Genomic DNA, 20,100 nt, shown 5'->3' with positions numbered 1-20,100 from the left:
GGTCTGCTGCTATCACTCGAAAAAACCGAGCAACGTCTACATGGGCATGTTGTCCAGGTAGTTCGTCGTCGTCCACCGTCCCTGTTGCTTCCAAAGGAGCACGCATAATGGCCTGGAATCTGCTACCAGCAGGTGCTTTCTGGACGCTCCCAGTCTGGTATGGCCTGGGGTGTATTCTCCCTTTGCTCCTCCGCCGCGAGCGAGTCGCAACGCTGGTGGCTGCGGCCTGTGCTGGCCTGGCGGCCCTGGCGGCCTTGATTGCAGGAATAGGTGTCCTCCTGGGGGCTCCGGCCCCCGCGGGGAGCCTGAGCACCAACCTGCCCTTTGGCGCTCTGAGCATGCGCCTTGACCCACTCTCTGCCTTCTTTCTTCTCATCGTGGGGCTGGTCTCTCTGCCGGTGGCACTCTACTCGGGAGGTTCTTTGGCCCAGCGCAAGGGACGTCGGGTCATCCTCTTCGGTTCGCTTTTCAATCTTTTACTGCTTTCAGTTGTTGTAATCATTGCTGCGTCTGACGCTATTGTGTTCTTGATGGCCTGGGAGGCGATGGCCTTCCTGAGTTACGTCACAGTTCACCTGGATTATGAGAAACGGCAGGTGATCCGCTCAGCATATCTCATGTTGGCCGTGAGTGAGCTGGGGACAATCGGCATCACGGGCGGGTTCCTGCTCCTGTACCAGGCGGCTGGTAGCTTTGATTTTCGCCTGTTGCAGGCTGCGGCGCTGACTCTTTCACCCATCCTGCGTAGTGGAGTCTTTTTGCTCGCGCTCTTTGGGTTCGGCGCCAAGGCAGGTCTGTTGCCCTTGCAGCTCTGGTTACCAGAGGCTTATGCGGAGGCCCCTGATCATATCTCGGCTCTCCTTTCAGGGGTCATTACCAAGCTAGGAATCTACGGTTTGCTGCGCTTTTCCCTGGATTTCCTCGGGGGCGGCGGCGCCAGTCTGCCGCCCTGGTGGGGATTGCTGACATTGGGGCTTGGTGCCTTGACTGCCCTGATCGGCATCCTCTACGCCGTGGTTCAGCCTGATTTGAAGCGTCTGCTCGCTTATTCCAGCATTGAGAATATTGGCTTGATCGTGGCAGGTCTGGGGGCCGCACTGACCTTCCAGGCCTATCACCTGACCGCCCTGGCAGCCATTGCGGCGATCGCTGCACTGTATCACCTCCTGAATCACGCACTCTATAAAGGACTCCTGTTCCTGGGAGCGGGGGCAGTTCAGCAAGCAACTGGAACGCGGAGCCTGGCCAGGCTGGGTGGCCTTATTCGCCTGATGCCCTGGACAGCGTTCTTTTTCATCCTGGCTTCTCTCTCCATCGCGGCAGTGCCCCCTTTGAATGGCTACATCAGTGAGTGGATGGTTCTGGAGACGCTCCTGCAAAGCTTTGTCATCCCCAGTATTCTGGCGAAGGTGCTCATTGCGATCGCTGGGGGGATGCTGGCACTGGCGGCAGGGATTGCTGTGACTACCTTCGTCCGGGCTTGCGGTATGACCTTTCTGGCGCTACCCCGCAGTAAGGAAGCAGCAGAGGCTCACGAAGTTGCTCGCAGCATGCGGGCTGCAATGGCTCTTCTGGCTGTCGGTTGTCTGGTGCTGGGAGTACTGCCTCCTCTGGTCATTCCCATGCTCGATCACATCACGATGGCTCTGATGGGGAGAAGCGTGCTCAATGAGGTAGTGCCTCCGCTCTTTAGTGATCATCCAGGGACCTACCAGTTACTGGTGACGATCGGGGGAGGTTTGTTTCGGGGACTGCTCCCGGTCAATGGGCTGGTGGTCATTGCTGCTCCTGCGTTTGCAACGATCGATTCCCCCAGCTATCTTTTCCTGGCGGAGCTGCTCTTTGTGGGGCTACTCGCTCTCGGCTTGCGGCTCCTGCGTCCGCTCGGCAGGAGCCGCAAAGGACCCGTCTGGGCCGGAGGCATTGCGCACTTTACCGCTGCTATGACCTATACCGACCTGGCTTTCAGTAATCCCATCCGCATCATTTTCAATAGCCTCTATCGCTCACGAGTGAGATATGCGCTGCAGGCCGCGGCAGCCCGGCATCGTCAGGGGCAAATGATCTATGAGCAGGAGATCCCTGGGCCATTTGAACGTGTGCTCTACCGGCCAGGATGGCAGGCTCTGCGTTGGCTGACACGCCATGCTCAGGTCATCCAGTCAGGGAATATTAACCAGTACGTAGCCTACATCTTCTTGATCGTCTTGCTGATCCTCATTCTGCGGGCTCTCTGAGAGGGAGAGAAGCGATGTTTCAACGTATTCTTGCAGCAGTCGACGGCTCGGAAACTTCTTTGTGGGCTGCAGAGGCAGCAATTGAACTGGGAAGGCTGTCGCAGGCAGAGTTGCATATCCTGTCGGTCGAGGAGACTCCTCCCCACTATGTTTCAACTCAAGAAGAGAGGACCCAGGAGCACCTGGCAGCGCAGGCCTATTATCAGCAGATTCACGCGACGCTGCGTCGCCAAGCCACACGCCGTGGCCTCGCTGTGCGGACGGTGATCACAAGTGGCCACGAAGGTCAGGCGATTCTGGCTTACCTTGAGGCCGAGCGCTGTGATCTGCTGGTCCTGGGTGCGCAGGGGCATTCGAGCGTCTGGGGCGAGGCCCTGGGCAGTACCGCAGACAAGATTGTGAGTCAAACGCCATGTAGTGTGCTGATTATACGGGCGAAACCACAGCCACCACTTTTCCACCAGATCCTGATTGGATTGGACGGCTCTGCACTGAGCTGGCAGGCGTTTCGCATCGGCCTTCAATTAGCCAAAGGGCTTGCTGCCTCGCTCCATATTGCCTCAGTGATTGAAGGGCCGATGAGGCCTCCAACGAAGGCGTTGGGAGAGGCACCTGCCGAAAGGCTGCACTGGGATTGGGAAGCTTACATCACCTCTCTTCAGGCACTGGCCGAGGCTGAGGCCCACCTGGCCGGGGTCGCTATTGACAGCCTTGCTCGTCGTGGCCATGCCAGCAGTGTGCTGGTGGATCTTGCCAGAGCGCTGAGGATCGATCTGCTCATTGTCGGTGCCACAGGGCAGGAACACCCCTGGAGTACCACGAGCGGCGGAACGGCTCGCCGCGTGGCCAATGAAGCATCCTGCGCAGCGATGCTGGTTCGCCCACTCATACTACAGCGGCAAGTGCAGCATATTATGACACAGGCGACCACAGTCACTGAGGAGACATCGCTGCGAGAGATTGCTCATCATCTCCTGGAGCAGCAAAGCAAGCTGCTGGTCGTTGTTGATCCAACCCAGCGGGTGCGAGGTGTGATTACGCTTGGCTCCCTGCTCGACCAAACCGGATTGCTCCAGCAGCTTGACTGGCGGCAGATTAGCGATGGGCCACAGCTAGCCGCCGCGCTCCAGCAGCTGTTGACTGCGAATCGGGTGGCCCGCGAAGTGATGCGGGAGCCTCTGGTCCTGAGAGAAGACACTCCGATTGAGATCGCCGCTCGTTGGTTAACAGCCCACCAGATCACACGCGCCCCAATCGTCGATGCCCAGGGCCGACTGGTGGGGATGCTGGATCAAGAGACGATCCTACGGTACTATGCCGATCATTTGACAGATGAAGCCGCTGTTTCTGCCCGTCCTGAGCGTCCTCTTCAGAAGAAGAGACTGCAGACGGTCGGCGAAGCGCCCGTCACTCCGGTACCAGCGGTGACAGCGGATACGCCTTTCTTCGAGCTGCTTCGCCGTATCCAAGAAACGCCCTTACGCCGCATCATCGTCGTTGATGAGGCTGGCCGCGCGATTGGGGTGATTGGCGACAGCGATGTGCTCGCAGCCCAGCGACTGCCCGCCCGGCGTAATCCGCTCCTGGCTCTTGCCCAGCGCTTTGGTCTTGCCTTCCCGGAAGAGGCACTTCAGGGCCGCTCGAAAAGTCTGCTTGCTCGTCAGGTGATGCGCCCTCGACTTTTCAGCGTGACGCCTGCTACCAGGGTGACGGAGGCTGTGCGACTGCTGGTAGCACACCGGATCAAACGCCTGGTGGTTGTTGATGAGCAGGGAGCGCCTTTGGGGCTGGTAGATCGGCAGCAGCTGCTCCAGACGCTCATCGCCTGGAAAGGAGAGGCAGATTGACAGAGGGGATTGCCCTTCATCCCCTTTCGACTCGACTCGCCTCGTCTCGTCATGCCTCAATGCAACACTTTCCGGGGGAAGAGGACTCCGGCTTGCCTGAACCGCTTGCTGCCAGTTTGACTGACTAACTGACTGACTGACTAACTGACTGACCGACTGACTGACTGACTGTCTGTCTGTCTGCCTGTCTGCCTGCCTGTCTGCCTGCACCTTCCCCCTGTTGCCCCCGAACCGCTCTGGTTTGAGGGAACCAGAGAGAGCCAGCGCAGCCTGGCGGGTACTCCCTTGCTTTCCGATGAAAGATCAGATAAAATTGAATCAAATTTATTTGAACTATCAACGACCGAGGAGAAACAGAGATGCAGTCGGCCCTGAGCATCGAAGCGCCGCCGGAGCTCTTAAGACTGCTCGCACACGACGTACGCTGGCGCCTCCTCTGGCTGCTGGCGCGCAGTGATCATCGCGGCAAAGAGCTGGCCAGGTTGCTAGACCTGCCGCAAAACCTCGTCTCGTATCATCTTCAGCAGTTGATCCATCACGGATTGGTCAGGGAACGAGCCAGTAGCGCAGATGAGCGGGTCCGCTACTATAGCGTCAATCTGGAGCAGCTCTGCCAGGCCTACTGGCGTGCAGGAGGGTATCTGCATCCGCTCTTACGCGGGGGGACCGAGACGGCTGCTGTCGGCAAGGGGCTGGCTGCCAACAGCACTGGCCTGCAGCCAGCCAGCCCCTTGAACGTCCTTGTGCTCTGCACACACAATAGTGCCCGTTCTCAGCTTGCTGAAGGCTGGCTTCGTCAGTTGAGCCAGGGACGAATCCGACCTGTGAGCGCTGGCAATCAGCCCCAAGCGGTGCATCCGCTGGCCATACGTGCTGGCGCGCTTCTGGGCCTGGATATCAGTCACCAACGCAGTCGTTCGCTGGCAGAAGCTCTGACGGAGGCAGCAGGGCAGCCGTTTGCTTACGTGATCACGGTCTGTGATCGCATGCGGGAACGTTGTCCTGTCTTTGCTGCTCCTACTCAGATGCTGCATTGGAGTATTCCTGATCCACTTGAAGCGGAGGGCAGTGAGGAAGAGAGGCTGGCGCTGTTTCTCACGGTGGCGCAGGAGCTCCGGCAACGCGTGCAAGCCTTTCTACACCTGGTTGCTGCGCAGGAGCAGCAGCCAGGTCGGGTTAGACCCTGACTGGCTGATTGATTTAGCTGATGCGAGGCGAGCGCAGGAGCGGTTCTGGCTGTGAGCTGCCGGCGCAACACTGGCGCTGTTCTGGAGGGAGAAGAGCGATGGACCAGCGACCTCGATCATCTCTCAAGATGGAGCCTGTTTCCTGGACGACTTCTGCCGAAGCTCCCTGGCCACGAGAGCGAGATGAAGGCGCGCCAGATGAGGAGCAACCGCGTCTGCTCCTGGCGGTGAGTGATCCCCAGCTGCGTGACCTGCTCGTGGAACATCTACATGCGGAGCGCTATCCTCTGCTGGTGGTCAACAATGGAGAAGAGGCCTGGCGGGCTGGTCAGCAGCGGCCCTTGCTGGGTGTCATGGCAGAACTGACGCTGAGCGGGAGAGATGGTCTGGACCTCTGTCGCCTGCTGCGAAGCCGGGAAGCCACGCAGGCGATCCCCATCCTCTTGATTGGCAAGCAGTATGACAGCATGGATGCCGTGGTCGCTTTGGAGGTAGGGGCAGATGGCTACCTGGCGGCTCCGCTCTGGTGGCCACTGGTCCGCGCTCAGCTCAAAGCGCTCTTCCGGCGCTGTCAGGCCTGTTGCCCGTCACTGGTGGTCTTGCCGCGGCAGCGTCTGTCGCGAGTGCTCACCATTGCTGATCTGCAGGTCGATCTCACCGGGCGACGGGTCTTTCGCAGTGGGCAAGAGATCCAGCTGTCAACCCTGCTGTTCGACCTGTTAGTCTACCTGATCAGGAGACGCGGCCGTGTGCTTCAGCGCAGCGAGATCGCTCTGGCCCTCTGGGGCAAACAAACGGCGGCGGAAGAGCGTCTTGTCGATGCGGCGCTCTATCGGCTCCGTACCAGACTTGAACCCGATCCGTCCCATCCTCTCTATATCCAGACGGTGCGCGGCATTGGCTATCGTTTCCTGAGAGAGGAAGGAGCGGAAGACGATCTTCCTGTACAGCCAAGCCAGTCACGAGCCTGATCACGGCAAGACCACGCGGAGCAGAGGAGCATGGGTACAGGGCAGAGGAATCCAATGCGACAGGAAGAGGGAGCCGGAGCAACCTGTATCGCGTGTGCGTGTGATCACTGGAAAGGCGCAGCCTATGACACCGGGGACCCTGCTCAGGAAGAGGAAGCACCCGTACGTTCCTCTCCTGAGCAGGTGGAGAGCATGGCCACGTCCCTTCGACCGCGCTGCTGATCCCTTCCCTGATGCCTTGCAGGCTGTTCGCGGCAGCAGCAGTCCCGCCAGACGTCCGGTCCCACCCTCCTTCGAGATGCGTGCACAACCGCAGGCGGTCGGTCAGGCAATGCGCTGCAGCAGCAAGGCCCGCCGCTCCTCTTCTGAGAGCGGGGCATACTCGCCGCTTCTGGCCTGATAGAGAGCGATCTCCCGCCTGGCGGCGGCTAGCCTCTCCTCGGGAACCGGATTCTTCCAGAGCGCAGCACTCACCAGCAGGGCCACAGCGATGAGGGAAGTACTGATCTCAATCCAGAGCGGGGGAGTAAAGAACAGCCAGACCAGGAACACGAGAAAGATCCCCAGGCCTAGCCCAACCATTCCCCGGAGGCGCCACTGATGACGGCTGAATCGTTTTTCCTGGAGCCTCACCCACTCGATCGCCGTTCGCACAGCCTCTCTCGCCGGTCGCTGCTCTTCTTGCTCCCGGATTTCCCGCTGCTGTCGCTCCCTTTCCTCTTGCAAGTACTGGAGGATGATCCGATCCACTTGTTGCCGAGTCTGTTCGAGGAGCGTTTGGTGCGTGCTGAGCACATCGTTTCTGGCCGCCTCATGAGTGCTGGTCAGGTCCTCCTTGATCTGCTGAGCAAAGCGCTGCAACTCGTCGGTGTGCTGCTGCATCAAGTCACGCAACAGGCGCTCCGTCTTCTGCTGCTCCTGTTCCAGCTGCTTTCTGGCTTCGAGAAGTTGGAGCTGGCGCGCGTGCTCCTGCGCCTGGTCCAGGAAGCGTTGCGCCAGCTCAAACACGCGATTGCGGGCGAAGGTCTCTGCGAGGGCCGCCCCTCGCTTCGCCTCTTCCCTGCCCACCTGCTCAATGAGCGCCTGATAGTCCTCATAGGAAAGTTCTCCAGCACCATAGCGCTCAACCGCATGTTTGACTGTGGACTCAGCTTGTCGATCCAGTAAGTGCCCTGCCTCAGCAAGGAAGCTCCGAATCGCCTCATTTCTTTGACGGTGAGTGGTTCCTGGGTATCCCCTCATTGTGGTGACGTCTCGCAGTTTCTCGACTGCCTCTGGATTGATGAGCATACTTCCTCCCCTCTCTACTTCCCAATAGAGAATGGAGTTATCTACTCTAACAAATAGAGAATCTTTCGCACTAAAATGCAAGTTCGGGAAGATCACCCGTGAAGGTAGACAGGGCGGTACCTCGCACCTGTGGCGACCTGGGCAGCGCAGGGCTGATCACGTCTCTGCCGACATGCGCTGTACCGGAGGTACAGCTCGCCTCTCGGGTGCGCGCGGCAGTCTTGCGTTCCTGACACGGTACGGCCAGGGAGCCTCCCACGTCGGCTCGTTGCAGAACGGAGGGGCGAGACAAACGAGAGCGGGTCAGTCACGGCTTCTGGTCGTCAGCACCATCGTGAACAGGCGTCTCTTCTGAGTGCCTTGATCTTCTGTGCAGTCTTCTCTTCCTTGTCTTCCTTGCTGGCCTTCCCGTATCCTCTCGCCATCAGCATCCCTGCTGGACCTATTGGCATCTTTCTGTGAACACTGCCTTCTGAAGGCAGGCTCCCTTGCCGGCAGCACAACGATGAGCGGCGGGGCACCAGACACATCTGGGAGTCTGGAGCCTTGCTTGCTCACCAAGCTTCTTGATCATAGGAGGAACCATGATTCCTGAGACGTTCCAAACACAGCCTCTCTTGTCGGAAGGGCAGCCGTCTTTCGACGCGCTTTCCCGATGTCTGCTCACTCTCCCTGACCGTCCAGGAATGCAGCTTTCCGTCTACTACGCCCCTGCAAGGCACTCCCCTGCCGTGGGAACCGTGCTCCTTGTGCCGGGCTTCCTCCAGCCCGCTTACTGCTGGCGCAAGCAGATCCTCCCACTGACCGAGGCCGGATGGAACGTGCTGACGTGGGACCCTTCCTGGTCGCTCCAGGGCGGCTGGACGGAGAGCCTGGGTTGCTGGACAGCGGAGCTCGCTACCGTCCTGGCGGCTTCGCCCTTCTCGGCCCATCTCCCGGTGGTCCTCGTCGGCTGGTCGCTGGGAGGGGTGCTGGTCGGTGAGCTGCTCCGCCAATCGCCTCGCAGGCCAACAATTGCTGGCCTGGTGTTCGTGGGCACACCTCTCTTCCTTGAACGCCTCGCTGAGGTATTCACAGGAACAGGAACAGATGCTCCCGCGCCCTTCGACCTGTCTGAGCCGTTGACTGCCCAGTGGCTGGTACGCTTTACCACCGGGCTGACGATGAACCCACCGGCATTCGGAGAGTTTGAGCGACATCTGGGCGGAAGCTGCCTGGCACTGACCAGGCTCCTCGAATCAGTGGACGAGCAGCGCCTTTCTCTGGCCAGCCTCCTTCCTCCCTTGCCAGCCGCCCAGGCAAGAGAGAGTATTCCCTGGCACCACTTTCGGCTGCCAACGCTCATCATCCACGGCGAGTCTGACAGACTGGTCCCTCAGATGCTGGCTCATCAGATCGCCCGGCAGCTCGAGGACGCGGGAGCCACAGTCACCCTCTCGCTCTATCCCACTGGGCATGCCCCGTTCATCGAGGAACCGGAGCGCTTTAATAGGGATCTCACCGTGTTTCTTCGGCAGCACTGTTGTCACTCATCGTCCACACCAATCCGGCTTCCGGTCTAAGTGAGCGCTTCCTCAAGCTCGTGATGGTCACGCTCCAGCTGCTCACGCCTGTCAGTTCCTCAGGGTGGCAACCATCCCGCCGCTTGCGGGCAGACTGGTCCTGCACCAGGTCGGGTCTGCTCGCAAGCGGGCCTCCCTCGTTGGTCAGCACGCTGGGCTATTCACCTGCCAGAAGCTTCCAGTCGCTGGTTGCTCTCGCTGCAAACCACTGCAGCTCTCTGTCATGCTTTCCTTCTCTCTCTTCTTATCCATCGCTCACCATTGTTAGCAACTGTTAACGATTGTTATCAATATCTAATTATTCTACCTCTTTGAGAAACTTGACAAGGTTTTACGTACCGATTATAATGATTAACGTCAGTCAATTTCTATCTATCTATTCACACCAGAAAGGGTTATTTCCTCATGCCTGTCGAATGCGATAAGGATGTCTTACACTTCTTGGAGCGTTTCACTCCTCCATTGGAGTTAGAGCTTGATCGCGAGAGGTGTCAGCGTTTGGCAGCGCTTATTCACTGGCCCCTGCGTGAAGAGGATTTCCTTCTCCTGGAAGCGCTCTTTCAGCCGCGGGAGCAACGCCCCGCCAATAGTCGGCGGCGATTCTCGGAGAGAACGTATGAGTTTCTCTCTCTGCTCTCGGGCCGGCTGATCCACGAACAGGTGGTAGCGGCACGGGCCGCGCTTGAGTGGGGCCTGTTCCGCCTGCTGCCCCGAACGAATGAGCAAGCATGAGCAGCTCCTCTTCCCTTCTCCCTTCCTGTGTGCAGCAGCCTGCATCGTGACACGAAGGCTCAGTCAGGCCTCGGGTGCCCTTGCGTGGGGGAATCTCTGAGTCACCGTGACTTCAGGCGTGAGGGGGGCTGATTGGCTGGCTGGTGAGGGGCCAGGGAGTCCCAGGGAGTCGTGTCCCAGGACGTGGGCCAAGCGCTCTCTCCTCTGAGGCAAATTGCTCTGGCACGGAGGGGATCTGGTGACAGTGGGTCCACAGCAGCAACGCAGGAGGTCTCTGGCCTGTTTCTGCCGTGGACCCACAACACAGCCGCACAGGATCAATGCAGATACGAGCTGCAGTGACGAGCCGGTTGTCTTGCAGCCTAGGCCAGTGTATCGGCAGCAGGAAAGCTGACCATAGCCGCCAACCTCAGGCATCACGCCTGAGCCGGCCTGGCGTCTGAAGTGCGTCTGTTCCGCTTGGGGAAACGACCAGAGGAGCGTCTTGCGGCCCTGTTGGGGAGGGCGTTGGTTCCTCCGCGCGTCGTTTTCCTGCGTGGCCAGCCGCTAGTGGAGTGGCCAGCCCCCGTGTTCGTCGATGACGTCGTCAATCTGCTCCATCAACGGGATGGTTTCCGCCAGCGCTGCCACGATCTGCTGATACTGCACGATGTCCTGGAAAGTGAGCACCCGCCCTTTGCGGTCTTTGAGCCACTTCGCGCAGACCTGATAGCCGCCAACTTCGAAGGTCCAGACCTCCTCTGGGACCCCAGCGAAATATTGGGTGGCGTTGATGAAGACCCGCCCCTGCCCCGAGGAGAGGTCAGCAACGAACTCCACCCGCTCGACCCGGTTGGAGCCGGCCACGGGATAGCTGGGGCGACGCGCCGGGTCACTGGTGCGCAGCAGGTGCAGGGCGACCAGCCGTTCTCCGAGCTGGCAGAGGGCGGCAAAGAGCTCGCGGTTGCTGGTGAGGGGCACACGCGGGAAATCGCTCTTGAGGAATTCAGCGTAGCGCTCACGATAGCTGGGTGCGTGGAGGATCGCGTACAGGTAGTGGAGAAGATCTTCTGGGCCAAAGCTCTGGCTGAGGTCTCCTTTCCCTTGCGATCGTGATTGCATTGTGAGCGCCTTTTCCATTTGCTGAATATAGGTGGGAGCTATATTCGCGTGAGGCCCCTCACACCGCTGAACTGCAGTCTCTTCCAAGTGAAAGAGCGACCGCTTTCCTTCTGGCAGTTGGTATAGATAAAGAGGGAAGACTGTAGAGCCATCCTTGATCTCTATGAAAAGGGCAGGCGTCGGGAGATTGGTAATGAATACATGCTGCCAGCTTGGGGCACGGGTCTGGCGTGTGACATTTAGACACAGGTTTTCTCTTCCTGCGATATGCTGCAAGAGTTCTTTACGTGGACGATCAGTAACAGCCTCTCCCAGATAGCAATACCTCTGATCAAACGGTCGATACAAGCAAGGAAGCAACCACCGCTGCCAATCCTGCTCGCGACGCAGACGTTGTCGAGCCAGGCTGACATTCCACTCAGACCGCTGGTTCAGGCCATATTTTGCTGCATAGTCCTCGTCAGAAAGGGCTCCCTGGCGAAGCTCTTCGAGCCGCTGCAGCAGCCGTTCCCGGTCAAAATCAATGGCAAAGTGATCGCGATGGGTCTGAAACCCCAGGACATTGACTGGCATGATTTCAGGCAGCCGTGGCCACTGTTCATACTCTGCTCTCAGTGTGCTCTTTTGGGGGATAAAGAAATAGAAAGGCGAACAAGGGTACAGCTCCTCCCACTGTGTCGTCTTCACATCGTGCTCCGCCAGCCAGGCGTACTTCCCTCCCACCAGCCGGCGCTCCTCTCCCTGCTGCTCGTACAGCTCGCGCGGCCCCCACAGATCTGCGTAGAAGACGCGCGCCGGCGGCTTCTGTTCCCCAATTGCTGGTCGCTGCCGCTTCACAAAGATGCCGATGGCCACCCCTTGCTGAATATCGAAGACATTCTCATCGCGCGAGCCGTCAGGAGCACGCTCCCGCTTCTTGCTGTTGCCGTGCAGATTCAGCAGGTAGATCTCGTCAAAGCTCTTCAACAGGCTCTGGCGCATGCCACGGAAGGTGGGATTATCCAGATAGCCGTGGTTCGTGATGAATGCCAGAATCCCATAGCCAGTCTGCTCGATGCGCCACTGGCCGAAGCGGATAAACTTCACATAATCATCGTTGAGCCACTTCGGATTGCGTTCCCGCAATGGCTGCCCATCCACCTCGAAATAATTCGCACTCCGATGCTCGCTGCCATGCTCCTTGCCATGTAGCAGGTCTCTGATCCAGGCCCCCTGGTTCGCCGAGTGGCCCGAATAGGGAGGATTGCCCAGGACAACCATGACCGGGTAGCCTCGCTTGACCGTCGCGGCCTGATTCGCTTCCTCCGAAATATAATGGCCGAAGGTCAGCTCAGCCCGCTTGAGGGCCTCCTCCAGCGTGTTGGTCAGGTAGATGCGCAGACGATCCTCCGAGCGGAAGTCGTAAGCCCAGGTGGCCCGTTCCTCCGGCGGCAGATCCAACCCCGAGAGTTGCATGCCCAGCTTCAGATGGGCCATGGCATACGGCGCCATCAACAGTTCGAACCCGAACAGGCGCGGGAGCAGGGCCTCTCGCACATAGCTGGACCACAGCCCCGCGTTGCCCGCGTGCCGATACTGCTCTCGAATGAGTGCGATGGTGTGATAGAGAAAGGTGCCTGTCCCACAGGCCGGGTCCAGGATCAAGACCCGTGGTACGGTCTCGCTGCGCGGCTCGCCCTGTTCATCGTGCAGGGTCACCTGGACCTGGCTGGCGTCCGCTAATCCTTCCGCGCACCCAAACTGCTCGCGCAACAGCCGATCGACGGAGCGCACGATGTAGGAGACCACTGGATCGGGGGTATAGTAGACGCCGCGCACTTCTCGCAACTGGGGATCGTACGCTGCCAAAAACGTTTCGTAGAAGTGCACCATCGGATCTTCGCGCCGGCTGCGCCGGCCAAAGTCGGCCAGCACCTGCTCCAAATCGGTGAGCGCCAGCAGCTCCGCCAGCTCATCCACGAAGCCGACGAAAGGTTCGTCATCCAATTCGACGCCTGCAATCGTGCTGAAAAGCTTGCGCAGAAAGGGATTCGTGCGTGGAATCTCTCGGGCCGCATCAGTGCGGCGGAAGGGCTGTGGCCCCTGGTGCTGAGCCCGCGCGGCGAAGAGCCCATAGGTCAGCGTCTGGGCAAACATGTCCGCAAAGGCTGGCTCCGTCAAATCAGGCAGCAGGACCTCACGGAAGGAACGATACAAGTCCCGGAGCAATGGAGAGGCCTGCTTGCCCCGGAAGGCCTCCACGACCACGTCGCGGATCAGATGGGCCAGCCGCGCCATGCGCTGGGCCAGCTCGGCAGGGTTCGTGATCGGGGCAGCCCGATGGGAAAGAAAGCGCTCCAGCAGGGAGCGGACCTCCTGCTGGCTCTGGGGAAGGACAGCCAGGCGACGCGGCTGGTCCACTGGCACCAGCCGGGCCTGCAGGCGGAGGGACCCTCCCACATACCAGCGAAAGTCAAGATAGTTCGTCAGCACCAGGTTCTCCAGGGACCGCAGGTAGCGCTGGAGCTGACGTCCATTCTCGGTCCGGGGCCGGGACTGGGTCGCATCGCGCTCGATGCCTTCCAGATCGAGCCCCAGGTCTTTCGTCTCCACATAGCCAATGGTCAGAGAAGTGGCGCCCAGCGTGGTCGTCACAGCCAGATCAGGGGCCCCACAGGCGATGCGACGGGGTTCGTTGATCACCCTGGTCTCTGGGGCGAGCGCTTCGAGCAAGCGAGCCAGTGCAGCGCGATAGGTGTGCTCCGTCGCCACTCCGGTCTGAGCAAGCTGGGCAATGGTGCTCCGATACACTCCCAAGGGGTCCGCCGGCATCCGTTCCTCCTCGTTCCAATCCCTCATCGGGCTTGAGCGGCGTTCCGACCAAGCCCTGATTTCCAATCCCATTTTTTTGCAATCCCATTTGCAATCCCAGACGGGCAGCGTCGCTGATTCTGACAGTACCCCTCTACGATAGCATCTGGAGCCGTCTCCGTCAAGCCGTCTCGATGCTCCCACCCAGGCGATCAGGAGTGACCGCTCCAACTACCTCACTGTGTCACACAACGGGCCCGGCCTTCTGAGCCTCTGGTGATTGCACTGGATACAGCCGCTTCAGTTTGATGCGGGCATCTGCCGTGCAGAATTGCCAGTTCACGGTCCCAACGCGCTGGTTGCGGTGCTCCTGCCAGCTCTGCACCTGCCGACAAAGTTCCTCAATGGTCGCGATGTTGTGTGCCAGTCCTTGCCGCGCTAACACCGAGAGTTCAATCTCCGCAATATTAAGCCAACTGGCATGTTTCGTCGTGTAGTGGATCTCCAAGCACTCTACCAGCACTTTCGCCTGTTCTAGGGAAAGGATCTCGTAATCGGGTGAGGGAGCGTTGGACAACGTTCTCACACCCTTCGCAGTTCATTACTCACTGCGGTCTGCTCTCGGCAACAAGCCGACCTCTTCATAATAGCGGATCGTTTTGGGATTGAGGCCGAAGCGTGCCGCCAGTTCCCCAATGCGCATGCCTTTGTGCATCGTCTTCCTCCTTTCGCTGAACAGGACTGGTTTTCTTCTCACCTCTCATGATAGCACATGACTGTGGTGTCCGATGGGAAAACATCCCTCTGTCTCGGCTTCTGTGACACTCTGAGGTAGTTGGAGTAGTGACCGCTTCCATGCAGTCATGAGGTCAGCCACTCTGGCCTTCCGACGGCCTGGAAAGCCCTTCGAGCATCGCTGCGTGGGCAGCCGGGTGCCGCGATGCTCGCAGCGACGCGCCTGGACAGCAACAGCACTGAGCCACCCTCCTTGCAGGAAGCGCAGGCTGGATGGAGGGCAGCAGCGTGGCCTGCCCGGAGTCCTCCGCCAGGGAGAGGCTGAGACTGGCTCTCGCTCGGGGCGGGACGGACCCAGCGACGCGCTGCCCCGCTGTCTCAGGGACCCCCTTCCTGTCCGTGCCCCTGCCAGCGGGGCGGGGCCGGCAGGAGCTCCGGCAGGAGCTTCAGAATCTCCTCACAGGCCTGAGACAGCTCCGGATACTGCTCCGCCAGGCCGCGCTGACGCCAGCTTTCACTCACCAGATGTGCTGTCGGAGGGACCTTTTCCAGGGGGAGAGAGAGCAGCCGCTCTACCAGGCGCCGTTGCGCCTTGTGATATTCCAGAAAATGATGGTGAGTCATCCAGGCACAACTGTCCACATACTGCTGGAAGGCCTCCTCGACACGCTTCTCCGCCAAGGCCAGGTCGCCCAGCACTTCCTCGCCCCGTCCCAGCAGCAGATCATAGCCCTCCTCCTCAGCGATCGTGCGCGCCTCTTGCCAGGCGGCCTGCGCCTCCTCGTGTCGTCCCAGGTGGGAAAGCGCTTCCACCAGGTCGCAGAGGCTGGCCACCAGCTGATAGCGATCGTGCACGTGACGCGCATGCTCACAGGCACACTGCCAGTGCCTCGCCGCCTCCTGCCAGCGCCCCCGCTCCGCCGCGACCCGCCCCTGGTAGTACTGGCTGGTGATGAAGACCTCCTCATCGAAGCCGGTCACCAGCGCCTCGGCCTGCTTGAACCAGGTATTGGCCTCCTCCAGCTGCCCTTTGCGCAGGGCCACCTGCCCCAGGCGGTTAGAGGTGGCTGCCAGCCCTGTGCGATCGCCGACCAGGGCATAGCACTCGAAGGCGTGGCGAAAGTGCCGCTCGGCCTGCAGCAGGTCCTCACTCTCCAGATAGATCAGCGCCAGCGTGCTGTGGGAGAGGCCCACCGCCCGTTCGTCCAGCTTGCCCTGGCTCCACAGCTCCTCTCGCACCCGCAGGCCCAGCAGGCAAGAGCGGAGGGCCTCCTCAAGGCGCCCTTGGAGCCGATAGACCTGGCCGATGCTATTGAGCATATTCGCAGCCCAGGCTCGACTCCCCCGCTGCTGATGATAGACCAGGGAGGCGCGATAGCAGCGCAGCGCCTCGTCCCACTGCCCCAGCCGGCGATACACATAGCCCAGCTGCCCCTGGAGCGTGCTGGCTTCTTCCTCATCGCCGCGGCGCCGGGCCAGCTCCAGACACTGCTCGTAATACCTGATAGTCTGCAGGAACTGGTTTTGCTGCAGGGCACAGCGCGCGAACTCATAGGAGAGGGCCTCCTCCTGGCTGGCCAGCCAGGAGGGGTCCGCCTCCTGCTGCAAGCGTTCCAGGAGCTGCTGCGCCAGTGCTGGCTGTTCCTCCAGGCGCAGCAGCTGGGCCTCCCAGAGCCGGAGCTGCCAGCGCTGGGCAGGCGTCAAGACCGGCTCATAGTCGCGCACCGTCTCCAGCAGCGTGCGGGCAAAGCTCCTGCGCCAGCCGACCGTGGCGGGTCCAAAGAGCCGCTGAAAGTGCCGCAGGCCCTCCTCCAGGTCCAGCGTGAGCTGCTGATGCAGCCGCTCCAGGCGGCTGGCCTGCCAGGCCGCTTCCGAGAGCGCCTGCTCGGCCTGCTGTTCAGCGGCGCTGAGCACACTGAGCACAGCCCGACTGAGCGCACGGCGGAAGCGCCCGTCGGGGTCCAGCTGCTCCCACGCCTGTCGGAGCAGCTGGTGCAGCTCGGGCTGCAGCGCGATCCAGGTCGGCTCGCCGTCGGCGTCGGGTCCGGCGGCGTCGTCGCCGTGCTGGCTCAGGCGCACCCCTGGGACGCTGGCCAGGGCCTCCAGCAGCTGCCCTGTCCCGGGTGGGTCCTGCCCTGGGAAGGGCGGGAGCTGCTGGAGGACACTGAGCAGCCTCCAGGCAGGCACGGGCACTGCAGTCGGCTGCAGGTGGGCCAGGACCAGCAGCCACCAGGAGCGGGGTTCCTCCAGCGCGGCCACCTGGGCGAGCAGCCGGCTGGCAAAGGCCGCCGGCTCCAGGCGCTGCAGCTCCTCCAGGGAGAGGCCCCCCTGGAGGAGCTGCTCGCAGGCCAGCTGTACCAGAGCTGGATGCCCCCCGGTCAGCTCGCGCAGGCGCTCACTGGCCGCGCGGAGTCGCGCCGCGGTGGCCCCGGCTGCGCTGATCTGGGACCCGCCCTCCTGAGCGAGCCACTGACGGATCTCCGCGGCAGACCAGGGGGGCAAGACGACCGTCATGATCTCGGACTGCCGCCCCCTCCAGAGCGGCTGCTGCCAGTCGGGGGGCTGGCGGCTGACCAGCAGGGCGATGACACGGGGCAGCCCGAAGCGCTCCGGGAAGCGCTCCCCGGGCGCGAGCACGAGGGCCTGTGGACTGGGCTGCAGCTGTTCCAGGTGATCCACGACCACGAGCAGGGTGGGGCCCTCTGCGGGCAGGCGAGGCCGCAGGGCCTCAACATCCTGGGCCAGGGCCGCCCACAGTCGCGTCCGGGTGTCCAGATCCAGTACCTGTCGCCGGCCGGCTGCCACCGGCGGCAGGCGCCCCTCCGCCTGCAGCTGCGCCCAGACCGTGTGGAAGCGGTCTGCCCACCAGGGATAGGCCGCTTCCAGCTGGGCCACCACCTGCCGCGCCCAGTGGAAGCGCTCCTGAGCCGCGGCGTCCAGGCCATCCAGCCGCACGATGGGCAGCCGGGGGTGCTGCTGGCGGAGCAGGGCCAGCACCTGTCGGAGGAGGGTACTCTTGCCGCATCCCCCCGTGGGAGGGGAGACCGCTGCCGAGGCGGCGACGGTGGCGGCGGGCGCCTCCGCCTCCTGGTCCTGGTCATGGAGCCAGACGATCCAGGGGCTGGGACGGGCTGCTCTGGGGGAAGCGGGGTGAGCCTGCCAGCCCCAGCTCAGCTCCTCCAGCAGGAACGCCAGCACGCGCTCGGGCGTGCCGGGCCGGGGAAATGGCGTGGGGGCCTGCCACGACCACCGCCCCCACGGCAGATCCTGTTGCTGTTCCATCCAGGATTCCTCCCTTCTTGTATGCTGGTGGGTCGTGCTGGTGGGCGCCGCTCTCAGGATGGGGGAGGCTGCAACGCCAACGCCCGCAGCGCTGCCTGCCAGGCTGCGGCCTGCTCGCCCAGCGTGGTCAGCAGCTCCTGATCCTGCCCGAGGAGCGCCAGCGCCTGCTGCCGCTCCCCCGGGTCGCGCCAGGGCCAGGCCGCCAGCTCGGCCAGCAGCGCCTGGCTTTCCTGGGCGCGGGCAGCAGGAGCCGCAAGCTGCAGCCGCTGGAGACTCCACTCCAGCAGGGCCCCCACCCGCTCGCTCTCACGCCCCTGTCGGGCGCGCTGGGACCAAAAGGCAGCGAGCCAGCGCTGGATGTCCTGCCAGCGGTCCGGGTCCTGCTCGCGCCAGAGGACCTGCAGCAGGTGGCGCACTGGCTCGACCACGACGTAGCCGGCGTGCCCGAACTGCCAGCGCAGGGTCGACGTCCGGGCACTGAGGCGCTGCGGCAGGAAGAAATAGGCAAAGGGGTGCTCTTGGGTCAAGGCAGGAGCGAACTGCTCGATGAGGTCCTGCAGCAGCATGGCGGTGAAGCGGCGCGGCACGGCGAGCAGGCGCAGCAGCGTCTCGGCCACAGGCCGCTCCTCCGGCGGCAGCGCGCCCAAGACGCCCTGTCGGAGGACACGCCCGGTGAGCTGCTCCAGCAGCCGGGCCCGAGCTGCTGGCTGACGCGGGTCCAGCGTCCCGTCGCGCAGGGCGTCGGCGAGCACGACCAGGGCCAGCGGATAGCCGTCAGCCCAGGTCAGGGCGAGGGCCCGCGCTTCGGGGGAGAGCGCCGGCGCGTGGCGCTCGAGCAGGAGGGCGCTGCTGGCCGGGTCGAGGGGACCCAGCTCCAGGACCTGGAGAGGCTGGGGAAGGAGCACCCGCTCCCAGCTCCAGGAGAGGGGACGGCCCGCCGTCACGATCACGAGCAGGGGCGCCTGGCCTCCCGGCGTCTGCAGCAGCGCAGAGAGCTGCTGCAGCTGCGAGGGGTTCGCCGGATCGACGTCATCCAGCAGCAGCACGGCCCGCCCCTGCTCGTGCAGGCAGGTCTCCAGCGCTGGCTGCAGCTGCGCCAGGATGGCCGCCCCGGCCCCGGCCCCTGCTGGCTCCGGGGTCGGCAGGTTCCGCCAGAGGACCGGCAGTCCCAGTGCCTGGGCCCGCTGCTCGACCTGCCGCAGCAGGGTGGTCTTGCCGATGCCGACCAGGCCACAGAGGGTAATGACCGGCAGCCGCTGCGCTGCCGGGTCCTGTCGCGGGTCCTGTCGCAGGAGCTGCAGGGCGTCCTCGAGCTGGCGCAGCTCCTGCTGCCGGTTGACACAGCCCTCAGCGGACATGGGTCCTCTCCTCCTCCCTTTGCGGCGCCGGCCTGGGGCTGGCTCCCGCTCCGGCCTGGGCCTCCCTTCTGACTGCTGGCTCTTCGGGGACCGGCCCCGGCTTCTGGCCCCAGACGGTCAGCAGGAACCACAGGGCACAGAAGTCCTCCGCCTGCATCTCGGCCACCGCCTGCTGATACAGGCGCTCCAGCTCCGCCCGAGGAGCCAGCCCCAGGCGTTCCAGGAAGGGCAGGACCAGCTCCAGCCCGATGAGAAAGTCCTTGAAGACCGGGTAGTGTCTGGGGGTCCCCATCGACCACTCGATGAGGGTGGGCCGCAGGCGCACGTCCTGAAAGCCGGCCTGCCGCATCAGCCGCGGCAGCACCGGGGTGATGCCCAGATGCCGCCCGTCGGGAGACAGGCTCTGGCCCGCCTGCGTGAGGGCCTGGCAGCCCAGGGCCATGAGACGCTCAAAGGCCGGACTGGTGGAGAGCGGCTCCTCCATCTCGGTCAGGCGCAGGATGCCCCCGGGCCGGAGCAGGCGGCGACACTCGGCGAGCAGCCGCGGCCAGGCCGCCGGCAGCATGAAGCCCCACAGCAGCCGCCCGTTGATCAGGTCGAAGGAGCCGTCCTCGAAGGCCAGCGGCTCCATGACATCCATCACCTGGAAGTGGACGTTCTGCAGGCCCCGCGAGCGGGCCTGAGCGGTGGCATACTCGACGACCGCCGGGCTGAGGTCGATGCCGATGATCTCCGCCTTGGGGAAGCGAAAGGCCAGCTCTAAGGCCCACCCGCCGGGGCCACAGGCCAGATCGAGGACGCGGCCCGTCTCAGGGAGGCTGACCCCCTCCTCGGGCAACAGGCCCCCCATCGCCTCGGTGAGCAGACGATCCTGCTGCATGAGGCGGGCCAGCTCCCCAACGTTCTCGGCATCGAGGATGTAGGTGGTCTTGGCGGAAGGTGGGCGAACGGGATTCGGGCGAGATGAGTCATCGTGAGGTTCCATCGGCGTCTCCTTTCTGTTCGAAA

At 62.5% G+C, this 20,100-nt stretch carries 13 protein-coding genes and 1 pseudogene; 7 read left to right on the top strand and 7 right to left on the bottom strand.

Going from position 1 to position 20,100, the window contains the following annotated elements; all coding sequences use genetic code 11:
• The first annotated feature begins 107 nt into the window (after positions 1-107).
• The 4 genes from BGC09_RS20115 (at position 108) to BGC09_RS20100 (ending at position 6,242) form a co-directional block, all read left to right on the top strand.
• Positions 108-2,237 (top strand): proton-conducting transporter transmembrane domain-containing protein, encoded by a 2,130-nt coding sequence (locus BGC09_RS20115; protein WP_069806003.1) that lies wholly within the window; start codon positions 108-110, stop codon positions 2,235-2,237.
• A gap of 14 nt (positions 2,238-2,251) precedes the next feature.
• The gene (locus tag BGC09_RS20110) at positions 2,252-4,084 is read left to right on the top strand and encodes a universal stress protein (RefSeq protein WP_069806002.1); all 1,833 of its coding nucleotides are present in this window, start codon (positions 2,252-2,254) and stop codon (positions 4,082-4,084) included.
• A 359-nt stretch (positions 4,085-4,443) separates the two neighbouring features.
• Positions 4,444-5,271 (top strand): arsenate reductase/protein-tyrosine-phosphatase family protein, encoded by an 828-nt coding sequence (locus BGC09_RS20105; RefSeq protein ID WP_069806001.1) that lies wholly within the window; start codon positions 4,444-4,446, stop codon positions 5,269-5,271.
• Between the two features lie 98 nt (positions 5,272-5,369).
• Complete coding sequence (locus tag BGC09_RS20100; protein ID WP_176728988.1) at positions 5,370-6,242, top strand: response regulator transcription factor; 873 nt, start codon at positions 5,370-5,372, stop codon at positions 6,240-6,242.
• Between the two features lie 324 nt (positions 6,243-6,566).
• Here BGC09_RS20100 and BGC09_RS22660 read toward each other — a convergent pair whose 3' ends face one another.
• Complete coding sequence (locus BGC09_RS22660; RefSeq protein ID WP_141727881.1) at positions 6,567-6,824, bottom strand: hypothetical protein; 258 nt, start codon at positions 6,822-6,824, stop codon at positions 6,567-6,569.
• 18 nt (positions 6,825-6,842) lie between these two features.
• Here BGC09_RS22660 and BGC09_RS22655 point away from each other — a divergent pair, with 18 nt between their 5' ends.
• The 3 genes from BGC09_RS22655 (at position 6,843) to BGC09_RS20085 (ending at position 9,826) form a co-directional block, all read left to right on the top strand.
• Positions 6,843-7,409, top strand: a complete 567-nt coding sequence (locus BGC09_RS22655; protein ID WP_141727880.1) for a hypothetical protein — start codon at positions 6,843-6,845, stop codon at positions 7,407-7,409.
• A gap of 854 nt (positions 7,410-8,263) precedes the next feature.
• On the top strand, positions 8,264-9,094 hold the full coding sequence (locus tag BGC09_RS20090) for an alpha/beta fold hydrolase (RefSeq protein WP_069805998.1): 831 nt from the start codon (positions 8,264-8,266) through the stop codon (positions 9,092-9,094).
• Between the two features lie 405 nt (positions 9,095-9,499).
• Positions 9,500-9,826 (top strand): hypothetical protein, encoded by a 327-nt coding sequence (locus tag BGC09_RS20085; RefSeq protein WP_052889468.1) that lies wholly within the window; start codon positions 9,500-9,502, stop codon positions 9,824-9,826.
• A gap of 546 nt (positions 9,827-10,372) precedes the next feature.
• Here BGC09_RS20085 and BGC09_RS20080 read toward each other — a convergent pair.
• The 6 genes and pseudogenes from BGC09_RS20080 to BGC09_RS20060 all read right to left on the bottom strand — a co-directional run bounded on the left by BGC09_RS20080 (position 10,373) and on the right by BGC09_RS20060 (position 20,077).
• The gene (locus tag BGC09_RS20080) at positions 10,373-13,738 is read right to left on the bottom strand and encodes a type ISP restriction/modification enzyme (RefSeq protein WP_069805997.1); all 3,366 of its coding nucleotides are present in this window, start codon (positions 13,736-13,738) and stop codon (positions 10,373-10,375) included.
• Between the two features lie 223 nt (positions 13,739-13,961).
• Positions 13,962-14,294: a hypothetical protein gene (locus BGC09_RS20075; RefSeq protein ID WP_141727879.1), complete on the bottom strand. Its 333-nt coding sequence runs from the start codon at positions 14,292-14,294 to the stop codon at positions 13,962-13,964.
• A gap of 33 nt (positions 14,295-14,327) precedes the next feature.
• Positions 14,328-14,420 (bottom strand): annotated as a pseudogene (locus tag BGC09_RS22360) (MerR family DNA-binding transcriptional regulator); the annotation flags it as partial.
• A 410-nt stretch (positions 14,421-14,830) separates the two neighbouring features.
• The gene (locus BGC09_RS20070) at positions 14,831-17,734 is read right to left on the bottom strand and encodes a tetratricopeptide repeat protein (protein WP_069805996.1); all 2,904 of its coding nucleotides are present in this window, start codon (positions 17,732-17,734) and stop codon (positions 14,831-14,833) included.
• A gap of 53 nt (positions 17,735-17,787) precedes the next feature.
• Positions 17,788-19,092 (bottom strand): hypothetical protein, encoded by a 1,305-nt coding sequence (locus BGC09_RS20065; RefSeq protein WP_069805995.1) that lies wholly within the window; start codon positions 19,090-19,092, stop codon positions 17,788-17,790.
• Positions 19,082-20,077, bottom strand: a complete 996-nt coding sequence (locus tag BGC09_RS20060) for a class I SAM-dependent methyltransferase (protein WP_069805994.1) — start codon at positions 20,075-20,077, stop codon at positions 19,082-19,084. The genes BGC09_RS20065 and BGC09_RS20060 overlap by 11 nt, the downstream gene beginning before the upstream one ends.
• Positions 20,078-20,100 lie beyond the last annotated feature (23 nt).

Origin of the sequence: Thermogemmatispora onikobensis, assembly GCF_001748285.1 — a bacterium.
Lineage (GTDB): Bacteria > Chloroflexota > Ktedonobacteria > Ktedonobacterales > Ktedonobacteraceae > Thermogemmatispora > Thermogemmatispora onikobensis.
The sequence above is the reverse complement of the archived record's forward strand: the minus strand, read 5'-3'. Positions and strand labels throughout refer to the sequence as shown.

Coding starts and splice junctions, on each gene's coding strand:
- BGC09_RS20065 (WP_069805995.1), bottom strand. CDS start 19,092: ATGTCCGCTGAGGGCTGTGTCAACCGGCAGCAGGAGCTGCGCCAGCTC.
- BGC09_RS22660 (WP_141727881.1), bottom strand. CDS start 6,824: ATGGTTGGGCTAGGCCTGGGGATCTTTCTCGTGTTCCTGGTCTGGCTG.
- BGC09_RS20115 (WP_069806003.1), top strand. CDS start 108: ATGGCCTGGAATCTGCTACCAGCAGGTGCTTTCTGGACGCTCCCAGTC.
- BGC09_RS22655 (WP_141727880.1), top strand. CDS start 6,843: ATGACGGCTGAATCGTTTTTCCTGGAGCCTCACCCACTCGATCGCCGT.
- BGC09_RS20085 (WP_052889468.1), top strand. CDS start 9,500: ATGCCTGTCGAATGCGATAAGGATGTCTTACACTTCTTGGAGCGTTTC.
- BGC09_RS20060 (WP_069805994.1), bottom strand. CDS start 20,077: ATGGAACCTCACGATGACTCATCTCGCCCGAATCCCGTTCGCCCACCT.
- BGC09_RS20070 (WP_069805996.1), bottom strand. CDS start 17,734: ATGGAACAGCAACAGGATCTGCCGTGGGGGCGGTGGTCGTGGCAGGCC.
- BGC09_RS20105 (WP_069806001.1), top strand. CDS start 4,444: ATGCAGTCGGCCCTGAGCATCGAAGCGCCGCCGGAGCTCTTAAGACTG.
- BGC09_RS20110 (WP_069806002.1), top strand. CDS start 2,252: ATGTTTCAACGTATTCTTGCAGCAGTCGACGGCTCGGAAACTTCTTTG.
- BGC09_RS20080 (WP_069805997.1), bottom strand. CDS start 13,738: ATGCCGGCGGACCCCTTGGGAGTGTATCGGAGCACCATTGCCCAGCTT.
- BGC09_RS20100 (WP_176728988.1), top strand. CDS start 5,370: ATGGACCAGCGACCTCGATCATCTCTCAAGATGGAGCCTGTTTCCTGG.